We start from the raw sequence: 12,632 nt of genomic DNA, 5'->3' as shown, positions 1-12,632 counted from the left end.
CTTTCATGATCCAGCGTCTTTGCACACTGGGACTGCTGGCGTGTCTTCCGTTCTCTGCAGCTCAGGCACAATACCCGACCGCGCAGATGGGCGACGTGGTCCCCCGCGACGTTCGGGAACTGTATGAGAAAGGACTCAAGTATCTCGCCTCCTCCCAAACCGAAGGCGGCGACTGGTCAGGCGGAAGCTACGCCGGCCCCGGTGTCACGGGGATGGCGGTGATGGCATTTCTGGCATCCGGCGAAGACCCGAATTTTGGGATCTACAGCGGCAACGTGCGACGCGGATTGCGCAACATCGTTCAAAGCCAAGACCCCAACACCGGAATCCTGGGCGGACAGACCGGCCATACCAGCATGTACAACCACGGGTTCGCAATGCTCGCTTTGGCGGAAGCCTATGGATCCGTGCATGAAGCGTCACTGTGGACGTCGGCGGACGCCAACGCACAGCGTTCGCTGGGCAGGTCCTTGGAACTGGCCGTCCGCGGCGCGGTGACCTCCCAGAAAAAGAACCGCTTCGGCGGCTGGCGATACGGACCGGACGCCACCGACGCCGACACCTCCGTCAGCGGCGCCGTGATGGTGGGCTTGCTGGCCGCGCGGAACGCCGGCATCGAAGTCCCCGACGAAGCGATCGATCGTGGGGTCGCGTACTTCAAGTCGATGACTAGTCCCTCAGGCCAGGTGGCCTATTCGGGCGTGGGCGGATTCGATGATTCGGTCGCGCGGATTTCGATCGGCACGCTGGTCTACGCCGTGGCCCGGCGAAAGGACATGCCCGAGTTCAAAGCCACACTCAGTTCCCTGACCACGCGTTTGGAACAACCCGCCGGAGCCTATCAGCGCTACGCGCAGTACTACCAGGCGCAGGCATTGTTCCAGGGGGATGTCGAAGCGTGGGAAAAGTGGAACCGCCAGCTGATCACTGAATTGAAAGCGGACCAGCAAGATGATGGCAGCTTCTCGGGTCAGTTCGGCAAACCGGCCGACACGTCGCTGTCATTGCTGGCGATGGCCTTGAATTTTCGTTTTCTGCCGATTTACGAGCGGTGACCATGAGATTGATGCGTCGTCTCCAATCAATCGCAACCGCCGGACGACTCGGCTTCGCGTGCCTGGCGGTACTCTCGCTTGTCGCACCGGCGCCGGCCGATGATCGGTCGTCCGCCGACGCCCCGGTGGGCCTGTTGCGGACCGTCAACGGAGACCAGATTGCGGGAAAGCTTTCCGCGTCGGTCGACGAACCAGATTTGTCGGTTGCTTGGCAACACCCCCAATTCGCTGAACCCTTTCGGTTCGATCTGGCAAAGGTGTACGACTTTGCTTTTCCCACCGATGAATCTGACCCACCGGCTCGTGGAGCCTTTCTGGTCGAACTGGCACAGGGAGACCGACTCTTCGGGTCGATCGTGGATGTTGATTCCTCCACCGTGACGCTGGACACCCCGGCCTTTGGCAAACGGTCCATCGCCCGCAAGACGATTCGCCGGATCTCGAACTGGGACGACGGGAAAGCCGTTGTTTTTACCGGCCCAGGAGAAATCGGTGACTGGGGAGAGAACGATTCGGAGCAGGTTTGGCAACAACTTGAAGGACGCTGGCAAATGCGTGGCGGTCGGCTGACGACCGATCAAGAAGGTGCCGCATTGTTTCGGCAGATCGGATTGCCCGCGCACGCGCGAATCGAATTGGAACTCTCCTGGGCCGACGATCCCAACTTCGTGCTGGCGATTGGCGTTGATCGCGGCAATTCCAAGTCCTCTTACGAGAACGCGTTTCGCATCGAAGTTTGGCAGGACCAATTGGTGCTGGTGCGAGAGTGGGAAGACATGGCCGATGTCGCCTCGCTGGGGCCGACCTCCCATTGGAACGGTCAGGCGAAATTGACCATCGACCTGGACCAGAAATCCAGCCGAATGGTTGTCTCGTCGTTTCAGGGCGAGGAGCTCGGAGTGATCCAATTGCAAACAACCGCTCCCTGCCCCGTGCATCCATCGATTCGCCTGACCAACATCAAGGGGAATACCAGCCTGGACTTTCTCAGAGTCCTGGAGTTGGCCGCCCCAGCCGATGCAGAGCCATCGGCCGGAATCGACGTCTTTTATTTGACCGACGGCTCGACTCGACAAGGGACGTGGACCGGAATCGACGGTGATCAATGGACGCTGAAAGATTCCCAGCAGCAGGAATCGTCCATCGCCGCCGATCAATTGATTTCGGTCAACTTGTCATCAACGGAGACCGGTGAATCTTCCGACGCGGACGATACCGACCCGCCACAGGGATCTGCCGACGAAAAGCCCACCGACGAAAAGCCCTCCGACGAGAAGCCCACCGAAAAAGGACCCGAAGTTCAAATCGCGACGCACGGCGGCCACCGGTTGACGGGAGTGCTCATTCAGACCGGCAAGGATCAGGTCACCCTGGAACCGACTTCGCTGCAGAATCGCTTGTCGATCCCGGTGGCCGATCTCCGCAGCGTGTCGATCACGGGAGCGGCGCGTCAGAACGACTCCAAGCCAAGTTCGGGGCTACCACGCTTGGAAACCGACAACGGACAGTTCTACGGTCGGCTGATCGACACCGATCCGGCATCGGACAGCGGGCCGATTCGGTTCGAACCCCGTGACGCGACCGCCGCCGCCGCGTTCCTGCCGTCGTTCAGCGGTCGTCTGGTTTATCGCGACCCGCCGCCGCCGGAGACGCCGGCCATGCGACAGCAGCGTCTGCAACGTGAAGCCGCAGAGAAGCGTGCTCGCCAGGCCCGCCAGCGGCGTGGCGGACTGATGAACGTGATCGTCAACGCATTCAGCAACCAACCGGAGAACCGGGTCGCTGCTCCCACGCCCCGGTCGGTGCACCTACGGACCGGTGAGGTCATTCCGGCAAAAGTCCAATCCATCGATGAAAACGTGGTGACGTTTGAATCCGAATCAACGACTCAGACCACCTTGCCCACCGAGAAGGTTCGTGTCGTTCAATTGGCCGTCGGTTCCGATCCGCAAGTCGATCCCGTCGATCGGGAACGGCTATTGACGGTCCCGCGAATTCGCAAAAAGAACCCTCCCACCCACTTGATCGTTGCCACCAATGGCGACCTGCTTCGTTGCCGATTGATCCGACTGTCCGACGAAACCCTGGAAGTCCAGACACGATTGGAAACGATCGAGATTCCCCGTTCGGTGGTCTCCAAGATCATCTGGCTGTGGGAAAAGGCTCCGGAATCCGACGACGACGCGGAGGAAACGGATCCCAAGGAAACAGAGGTTGACGAAGCCCCGCAGAATCTTGCGGACGACGATGCTTCTAAAGAACCCGAAGCCGCCGGGGAGGGGCTGGAAGTCCGCGCGGTGTTACGAGGCGGGAATCGAATGTCCCTGGTCGCCGAAAAACTGTCTGACGGCGTGCTGATCGGGCACCATCCGCTGCTGGGCGAAGCCAAGATCACCTTGGCGGACGTTGACGAGTTGATGTTCGGCGACGCCCCCAGCAAGACCGCGGACCCGCCGGCCTACAGTGACTGGAAACTGCTCGATGCGCCCGAGCCGATGTTGGCGGAGGACGGCGAGGGCGGTGACAACGGAACCGGATCGGCCCTGGTCGGTACCCAGGCGGAAGACTTCACGCTGGATCTTCTTGACGGCGGACGGTTCCGCGTTTCCGAGCAGCAGGGCAAGGTTCTGGTGCTGGATTTCTGGGCCACCTGGTGCGGCCCCTGTTTGCAGGCAATGCCCGTCATCGAAGAAACGGTTGGTGAGTTCGATTCCGACGAAGTGCGTTTGGTCGCGGTCAACCTGCAAGAAACCGCGGAACCGATTCGCAAGACACTCGAGCGTCTGAACATTTCGCCCGACGTGGCGCTGGATATCGACGGAGTCGCCGCCGCCCGCTACCAGGCCAATGCGATCCCACAAACCGTCGTCATTGATCGCACCGGAAAGATCGTCCGCCTGTTTGTCGGAGGAGGGCCCAAATTGGGTGACAACCTCCGCCAGGCGATCGAAGAAACCTTGTCGGACAAGCCGCCAACATAGTGTTTCCCACGCTCTGGCGAACGTGGCTACCTCGACGTGGCGTTTTCCACGCTCTGGCGAGCGTGGCTACCTCACGGGGTAGCTACCGTCGCCAGACGGTGGCGGCGCTGCGTTTTCCACGCTCTGGCGAGCGTGGCTACCACACTTCACCCGGCCTGCGATGAAACGTCGGAGCGGTAGTCAAAGTAGTTCTTTCGTTTGATGACTTCGGCAACGGAATCGGGAACCATCGATTCCCAATGGGAATCTCCCGACTTGATCTTCGCCAACACCTCGCGAGAGAAAACCTTCAAACATTCCGGATCGAAATTATCCAGGTGATTGATGCCCCCGCGATCCTGCAGGTACCCGTACAGTTGCCGCAATTCCGGTTTGATTTCCAGGCTGTCGCTGGTCATCAGCTCGCCCGTCTCCTGGTTTTGCAACGGGTAGACGTAGATCTTCAGGTCGTTCTTAAACAGCCTGCCGAACGATTCCAGGATCCCGCCTTCCAGCGTCGTGTAGTACTTCTCGTCAAACAACTCCATCAAACTGCCCGCCCCCATCGTGATCGCGATGGTCTCCTTGGTGTACCGCGACAGGTAGGCGGCGAGACGAAAGTAGCGTGAGTAGTCAGAGATCAACACCGGCATCCCGCAGGTCGCCATCACATCGGCGCGAGCCAGAAAATCCAAGAGGTCGATCTGCCCTTCGGATTTCAGATTATTCATCGTGATCTCCATCACCTGAACAATCTCCTTCCCCGCAACCGACGGAAGCTGTGAAAACTTTTCGTGAGCGCAGCGGAGCATGTCCAGATTGACGTTGCAAACCGGCCGAAAGCTTCCTCGTTCCACCAGAATCGCTTTGCGGTAAAAGATCTCCGATGGCTGCAGCACTTCGCCGTTGGACGCAAACATGGCGGCGCCGCTGAGCCCCAGTTCCACCAGTTTCAGGCTCATCAATCGGTTATCGACGTGGCGAAACGCGATGCCCGAGAACTCGATCATGTCGATCTCGATTCGCGATGTATTCAGCCCGTCCAAAAGCGAATCGACCAACAACTCCGGTTCGTGATGCAGCGCGAAGGCGCCGTGAATCAGATTCACGCCGACGATCCCGAGTGCCTCTTGTTGCAAGGCCGCTTCGCCATCAAGCATCCGGACGTGAATGATGATCTGGCTGTCGTCATCACGGGGGTGGGCCTGGAACTTGATCCCCATCCATCCGTGACATTCATTGGTGCCTTTGTAATTGCGGGCCGACACGGTGTCGGCAAACGTGAAGAAGGCCGTGGTGTCCCCGCGAACTTCGCGGAGTCGATCCAGATTCAGCGTGTGCTCGTAATCGAGCATGGCCTGCAGCCGTTCCCGACACACGTAGCGTGAAGCGCGCCCGTAGATGGCGTCGCTGACCTTCATGTCGTAGGCCGAGATACTCTTGGCGATCGTTCCCGCACCGCCTCCGACCCGAAAGAACCATCGAACGACCTCCTGCCCGGCACCGATTTCGGCGAAGGTGCCGTATCGGCGAGGATCCAAATTGACCCCCAATGCTTTCTGATGCGTGTCGATCGATTCGTTGGCTTGGTTTTTCAGGTGCGAGCGGAGCATCGGTGTGACGTTTCCCATCATTTGGATCCGGCGAAGTGGAGGCCAGCACCTTCCGCGTGCGGGCCGGCGGCATCGGGGTACGCCGCCGCCAAAAAACGCTGCACAAACTGTACCGCCACCACTGGACCGGAGCGCCGTCCCAGAAACAGCAAAAAACACGGCAAAAACATGCGGCAGCGAGGACTGGCTGGAGCCCCGCCTGGGTCGCTCATGCAACCGCCTCGGGCAGGCTGCCCAAGATAGTGGCACCGCTGCATGTCACTGATTCAGCTGCGGTAGGTCAGGCTGTGCCTGACGGCGGATCTAGCGAACCCGGCATTTGAACTCGATCAACGCGGTCTCACCCACCGGCAACGGCTCGGTCAGTTTCCAATTCAGCCACAGCGAACCGGCCTGATTGATCGTCGTCGAGAATTCTGCGTCACGATCGCAGGATTGCGATCCCTCGACGTACTCCAGCCTTGGGATCAGGCTGTCAGCCAATTCCACGGAGGTGACTTCCGAATCGCCGACGTTGCGGACGTGAATCGCGAAGGTGACTTCTTCGCCCAGTTGCGCGTGCGACTTGTCGGCGACCTTGATCACCTCCAATCGCCCGGCGTCCGGGAAATCGTATTTGACCAGTGCTTCGACCTTGGTGTCCCGAATCAGGACGGGCGGCTGCAAGCTTTCGATCATCACTTCCACGGCGTCGCGGATGGTCCAGACTTGGGCGGCGACGGCTCCCTGTTCCAGGATGGCGATCTGCGATTCGTCCAGTCGGTTCAGCGCGGTGAAATCCAAAGTGGCCAGAATCTGCAGCACGTCCTCGGCGACTTCCAGTTGCACGATACCGTCGACCGGAACACCGCGATTGCGGTCACGCATCGCATCGACTCGCATCGCGACGTCGGCACGACCAAGTTCGTCGATGTCGTTCACCGCCAAGCTCGGCAGATTCAGGTTGATTCCGGTGGGTCCAACAGGTTGCGAGGCGCCCGACAATCCGATCGCCTTTTCGCCGGCAACGGCCGAACTGACTTGCCGGACGGATCCGAAACGCGGCGAGTACAGACAGACTCGCGAGCTGGGTTGGACATGAATGTCACCGGCCTGGGTCGTGTACTGCACCACCGCGTCTTGCGGTTCCACGCCGGCCAGTTGATCGTCCCGGAGCACCCGGGCTTCCGGCGGCACGTCACCACCATTGCAAATGAACTCTTGAGGATCCAGCATCTGTCGTTCGGGCAACGGGACGGTTCCGACACTGGGCTGGCACGCATTCGCTCCGGATTGACAGGCGCGGCAACCGCCGCAGCCGGCGCCACAGGAAAGTAAACCACGGTCGGTGAAGCGAACCTGTTGGACGGTATCGGATGGCGGAGCGGAATTGGAATCGAACGCCGTGCGGACTGCCACGGAGGTCTGGCCCGAAGCGGTTGTGACCGAGGGCTGCGTCACCGGGACGTCGACGGTCATCGCTTGACGTTGTGTCGGTGCCGGATCGGTAATGCCAGCGTGCGTCCTTGTCGCGGCGTTTGGAGACGGCGAGGTGGACGCTGGTTGGGCTGCGGGCGACACGGCGGTCGGTCGGGCCCACGGTGTCGCCGATTGACAACCGGCAACGACCAAGACTCCCGAGGCGCCGATCGCGAGGGCAAAGCGTTTGAACATGAGCGATGACTTGTCCATGAGAGAATCTGACGGGCGTTCCGGTTGGCGGGCTCGGCTGCTCAGGCGTGGCTGCTCAGGCGTGGCGGCTCAGGCTTGGCGGCTCAGGCTTGGCGGCTCAGGGCGTTTCGGGCTGGAAAATGGGCGCCCAAGTCGGATGCCCAAAAAAGAACTGCGGAGCCAATTCCGGACTTCGCGGTGGCGACACCGAACCAATCCGCACGATGGCGATCGGCCGACCGTAGGAGTCGGCGGTCGCCAGGGCGTCCTGGTCTGCCGGGATGTCGATCGGTCGAGAATCGGTGACTTCTTGCGCCAGCGGCGTCGCGGTCTGAGGATCCTCCAGATAGATCACCCGAGTCACGAGGTTGCCGTCCAACGCTTCAGCCAAATCGGATGCGCTGAAATTGATCGGGATCGGATACAGCGTCTCCAACCCCGGCGGCGGGTACGTGCGTCCGATCAGTTCAACCGTGGGGAACAGTTCCGCTCCCGCCGCACCGGGAATGTTCGTGACCTGAAAGCGATACACCGCTCCGACCATCAAACCCGCCATCAAACGCGGTTCCGACTGACCGAAGACGCCGAACTCCGGCATCGCAAAGGTCGTCGACCCCGGTCCGGAAAAGGCCACCGGCTGAAACGTGCTTTGGGGCGCCGCGGCGGAGGCGTGGGGACTTTGCCAAATCGCCCCCGGGGGAAGCGATCGGTGATACAGCGGATGTCCGGAACGCTGCGGCAGCGGTCGCCCCGGTTCGACGGCGCCGGCCTGACTGGCGATCATGACGGTGACCAGGGCCAAGGAGCACCACCACCAGAGCATCAAACCGCCGCCGATGCGGACGGAATCACCGGCCAAGGCCAGTTCGGTGGCGTTCGAGTTCCCAATTCTGCTTCGCATGGTTGCGTTCATCCGGTCTGCGAATTCAAACATGACGTGTGTCAGGGACAACGTCTGGCAGGTGACGCAGCAGGCGTCGGACATCCGTGTTGACGGATGCCGACGCCGCTCGCTTTCCTCAACTTTCAACTCTTCAGCCCAAGAGTTGGTCCGCCGTTGCTACGGCTGACAGTTGGGATCAACCGACTGACTCTGGTGCTGGTAGAGTCCTCGTCCAAGCGGCACACCGGGATGGATGTTCTGCTCGGTGATGTGGACGCGGCTGACCGGATTCGGATAGCTGTATCCGGGCTGGTGTCGCACCGACATCTTGAGTTTCTCGACCGGCTGCGGGATGTGCATCGGCGTGTGATTCTTCATCACGTGCTTCTTCAAGCCCGCGGGAGTTCCCAACGGAATGTGCGGCGGTCCGGGCAATCCGATTGGCGTGCCGCTCATCGGCATGCCGTACTGCGGTGCCGTCACGCCGGCGACCATGCCGGGCAACTGGGGCGGAAGCGGTGAGCAGTTGCCACCGTAATTACCGGCTCCGGCCGGTCCGCAGCCTTCGGTCGAGGCCATGGCGAACGGAGTGGGCAAGCCGGCGATCGGCGGAGCGATCGCACCGACGCCATCGAATCCCGAACCGGGCATCTCGATGTCTTTGTCACCCAACCGAATGATCGCCAAGATCGATCCGCGACGGTCGGCTTCAACAATCGGGTCGATGCCCGGATCCAAACGGGTGCTGACCAGCGTGTCGATCCCGGCCAGGGCGGGCCCCTGAAAATCGGGATCGGGCAGGTACAAAACCTTGGTGACAAAGTTACCGGTGACCACCTGGTCAAAGTCTTCGTCGTCGAATTGAATCGGAATGGAATTGTGTGCCAGGTAGGCCCCGGTGCGCGGATTGGCAAACGCCAATTCGATCGTCGGGTACAGTTCCAATCCCTGGCGGTCGGGAATGTTCGTCAATTTGACACGATACAGCCCGCCTTGGGGAAAGTTCTGCCGCGCCGGCACGATCAGCGGGTCGCTATCAAAGTACCCGCCTCCGGCCTGGTCGTAACGAACCTGCATGCCTTCGGGACGCGCGAACGTCACCTGAACGGCTTGCGGGACGGGCGCCATCATGCCGCCTGCGCCACCGCCACCGGCCCCCAGGACTCCACCACCGGGCGGAATCGGGATTCCGGGACCGCCGCCGAAGCAACCCGCGGTGCGGCCACCGCTGGTGCTGCAGGAGCCGTCGTTGCAGCCGCTTCCACAACTGCACGCCGCGTCCCCGTCAAACCCTTCGACGTAGCCGACTTGTTTGATCTCGCTGCCGACCTCGGCAAGTTCCGACGGCACGTCGGCCGGCGATTCCACCTTGGCCAGTCCACCGACCGGTCCGCCAGCGGTGCCAGTTGCGCCGTAATACGGTTGAGGCCCCAGTACGCCGGGGCCAGGACCGCCCACGCCGGGACCGGGTTCCATTAGGTGCTGTTCCGGCGGCAGATTGTGGCGAGTCGGTACGCATCCGGTCGCGACCATCGCACCAGCCGCAAGCAGCGACAAGTGAGTGACGAATCGTTTCATCTTTTCCCCCATTCCTTGGGTAGTACCGCGCTCGAATGCGGTTCGCGGGGCAATCCCGCCTGGGCTGAAGTTTCAAAGCTGTCTTTCGTGTCAGCGATCTGGCTGGACGTGCGGAGGGAATCGCAACTACGATCCGCTCCGCAACACCGATAGACCGGCCACGTGGAATCAGCATCGGCACTTCGCGTCCCGATTCTTTGGAAAAATCGCCATAACCCGACCATGAAGATCGTTCGGCACAACCCCAACGTCCTGCACGACGGTGTGAAACATTGTTTCACGCGATCATTGTCGCGGCCCTGGCTGGCCGTCGGGTTGCTGATCGTCTGTGGGTCGTCGGCGGTGGCCCAGTCCGACCTGCCGATCCCGCCCCGGACTGACCTGGCCACTGAATTGGCGACGGATCTCACCTCCCCAGCCGCCTTTCAGCAGCCGTCCGATCCTGCCAACGAACTCCCGGCATTGTCTCTGATCGAACAGGTGATCGACCGGTTGGCGAACGGACCGGCTTTCGACGGAAAAGTCCGGCAACGCGTCCGCGCGGCAGGACGTGAAATCGTGGGCGTGGGAACGTACACCCAGGTCGGCGGCGGCACCGGTCGGTTCGCGATGCAAATGACAATGATGGACGGTGAAGGCAAACACACGTTGCACCAGGTCAGTGACGGACGGCTGGCTTGGACGCGGACCGAAATCGGTGACGAAGTTTCGTTGACGCGCGTGGATGTCGGCTGGCTGGACGAAGGCGCGCGAACCCTCCGCCGCCAAGACCGCATCAAGCCCAGCATGAAGGTCGGGGGGCTGACCGAAATGCTGGATACGATCCGCCGCGACTACGACCTCCACCTCGGACTCAGCCAACTTGATGGACGTCGCTTGTACGTGATCGTCGGAAACCTCAAATCCTCACGACGCGAAACCATTGAACAGGACCTTCGCGGTGACAAGTGGCCCGCCCTGTATCCGACCCGCGTGCACGTTGCCGTCACCGCGGACAATGAACCGGATTCCGACTTTGGAAAAGGACTTCCCGTGCGGATCGAACACTGGGGAGATCCAAGCGAGGAATCGGAAATCGACGATCCCAGGACCATTGCGGAGCGTCAGCGAGCTCCCGAGGCGAAGCCCACTCGGCAACTGATTTCGTTGTTCGAGTTCTACTCGATCCAGCCGATCACTCCGCCGCCGATCGACAAGTTCCAGTTGGAAAACCAGGACGCTTCGATCACGTTCGTCAACGAGACCAGCCGTTACGAAGATCGATTCGATATTCGCGTGAGCGCCAAAGAACGCGCCAAGTATCGCTAGCGTCTCGTTCCTGGGCTCCCGCCCGGGAACGCACTGCACGCTGGCTCCGCCAGCACGTCTCCGCGGCTCACGGACATCGGGAGCGATCGGGCAGTTCTCCCCGCCCCCGGGGACCCTGGCCCCATCACGACATCGGCGTTAACTTGTCGGCACCGGTCATTCCCCCACGCTACCGTGTGACACACTACGCCATGGCACGCACGCTCTTCCGAAACGCCTCGGTCGTCTTTCCGGACCAGATCCGCATCGCATCGGTGCTTGTCGAAGACGGTCGCATCCTGGATCCGGATGCCGGACACGTCAACGCGGACGAAACCGTTGCCTGCGACGGGTTGCACCTGATGCCCGGCGTGATCGACGACCAAGTCCATTTCCGCGAACCCGGCCTGGAACATAAAGAAGATTTGGCCGCGGCCAGTCGGGCTTGCGCCGCCGGCGGCGTCACCTCATTCTTGGAGATGCCCAACACCAAACCGCCCGCGGTGACTTTGGAGGGTGTTCGAGCCAAAGAAAGTCTGGCCGCGCAAAAGTCGCTGGTGAACTACGGCTTTTATATCGGTGCGACACCCGACAACGCCGCCGAATTGGCCGCCGCAACCGACGTCCCCGGGATCAAGATCTTTATTGGCAGCAGCACGGGGAACCTGTTGGTGGACGTCCAGGCGGCGCTCGAGCGCATCTTCGCCGAAACGACGCTGCCGATCTGTGCCCACTGCGAAGACGAAACGACCGTGCGTGCCAATGCGGAACGACTCCAGGGAACCACCGACATCGCGGACCATTCGCGGATTCGCGATCGACAGGCAGCCGTGATCTCCACACGGCGGGCCATCGACCTGGCAACGCGGCATCAACATCGGTTCCACGTCCTGCACGTTTCCACGGCCGATGAACTTCCGCTGATCCGCGACGCCCGTCCTTGGGTGACCGCGGAAGTCTGCCCCCATCACTTGTTCTTCAATGTCGACGATTATCCGCGGCTGGGTTCTCGGGTCCAAATGAATCCGTCGATCAAAACGGCGGAGGACAACGCGGCACTGTTTGACGCGTTACTCGATGGAACGGTCCAGGTGATTGCGACCGACCACGCCCCGCACACGCTGGAAGAGAAATCGCAGCCGTATCCGGCCAGCCCGTCCGGTTTGCCTGCCGTCGAGAACAGCCTGGCTTTGATGCTGGATCAGGTGACCCAAGACCGCTGCACGCTGCAACAAGTCGCATCCTGGATGTGTGACGCGCCCGCTCGGGTGTGGGGAATCGTCGGCAAAGGTCGGATCCAGACCGGATACGATGCCGACCTGGTCCTGGTCGATTTGCAGCGTGAGAAAACGATTCATGACGCCGAGCAGTGGACCAAATCGAAATGGAGTCCGTGGGACGGCGTCACGCTTCGTGGATGGCCCGTCGCGACCTACCTCGCCGGACGCAAAGTCTTTGATGCGGACCAGGGCATGGATGAATCGGTCCGCGGTGGCAAATTGAAGTTCGACCATTCGCGGGGCGGCTTCTGGAACACGCCCGACGGAATCGGGGTGGGCTGAACACCGATCGCAAGCTCGCTAGAATGAGAGCCCGACGCCGAGAC

The 12,632-nt window shown here is 61.2% G+C and carries 8 protein-coding genes; 4 read left to right on the top strand and 4 right to left on the bottom strand.

Features of this window, described 5'->3' with window-relative positions; genetic code table 11:
- Positions 1–5: 5 nt before the first annotated feature.
- Both FYK55_RS20615 and FYK55_RS20610 read left to right on the top strand, forming a co-directional pair.
- Positions 6–1,055, top strand: coding sequence for a squalene--hopene cyclase (locus FYK55_RS20615; protein ID WP_150078359.1), 1,050 nt, complete (start codon positions 6–8; stop codon positions 1,053–1,055).
- A gap of 11 nt (positions 1,056–1,066) precedes the next feature.
- Positions 1,067–4,036, top strand: a complete 2,970-nt coding sequence (locus FYK55_RS20610) for a TlpA family protein disulfide reductase (protein WP_161604655.1) — start codon at positions 1,067–1,069, stop codon at positions 4,034–4,036.
- A gap of 146 nt (positions 4,037–4,182) precedes the next feature.
- Here the strand turns inward: FYK55_RS20610 and FYK55_RS20605 are convergent, their stop codons facing one another.
- The 4 genes from FYK55_RS20605 to FYK55_RS20590 all read right to left on the bottom strand — a co-directional run bounded on the left by FYK55_RS20605 (position 4,183) and on the right by FYK55_RS20590 (position 9,739).
- Complete coding sequence (locus FYK55_RS20605) at positions 4,183–5,646, bottom strand: TonB-dependent receptor (RefSeq protein ID WP_390621752.1); 1,464 nt, start codon at positions 5,644–5,646, stop codon at positions 4,183–4,185.
- Positions 5,647–5,931: 285 nt separating this feature from the next.
- Positions 5,932–7,299: a DUF11 domain-containing protein gene (locus FYK55_RS20600; protein WP_150078357.1), complete on the bottom strand. Its 1,368-nt coding sequence runs from the start codon at positions 7,297–7,299 to the stop codon at positions 5,932–5,934.
- A gap of 97 nt (positions 7,300–7,396) precedes the next feature.
- Entirely contained in the window at positions 7,397–8,179 is a 783-nt protein-coding gene (locus FYK55_RS20595; protein ID WP_235908854.1) for a hypothetical protein, read from the bottom strand.
- Positions 8,180–8,338: 159 nt separating this feature from the next.
- Positions 8,339–9,739 carry a hypothetical protein gene (locus FYK55_RS20590; RefSeq protein ID WP_150078355.1) on the bottom strand — a complete coding sequence of 467 codons (1,401 nt, stop codon included), beginning with the start codon at positions 9,737–9,739 and terminating at the stop codon, positions 8,339–8,341.
- 222 nt (positions 9,740–9,961) lie between these two features.
- Here FYK55_RS20590 and FYK55_RS20585 point away from each other — a divergent pair, with 222 nt between their 5' ends.
- Both FYK55_RS20585 and FYK55_RS20580 read left to right on the top strand, forming a co-directional pair.
- A complete protein-coding gene (locus tag FYK55_RS20585) occupies positions 9,962–11,047 on the top strand; it encodes a hypothetical protein (RefSeq protein WP_150078353.1) in 1,086 nt (361 codons plus the stop codon).
- Between the two features lie 191 nt (positions 11,048–11,238).
- Positions 11,239–12,588, top strand: coding sequence for a dihydroorotase (locus tag FYK55_RS20580; protein WP_150078351.1), 1,350 nt, complete (start codon positions 11,239–11,241; stop codon positions 12,586–12,588).
- Positions 12,589–12,632 lie beyond the last annotated feature (44 nt).

Source organism: Roseiconus nitratireducens (assembly GCF_008629675.1).
In the GTDB taxonomy this organism is placed as follows: Bacteria; Planctomycetota; Planctomycetia; order Pirellulales; family Pirellulaceae; genus Stieleria; species Stieleria nitratireducens.
The sequence above is the reverse complement of the archived record's forward strand: the minus strand, read 5'-3'. Positions and strand labels throughout refer to the sequence as shown.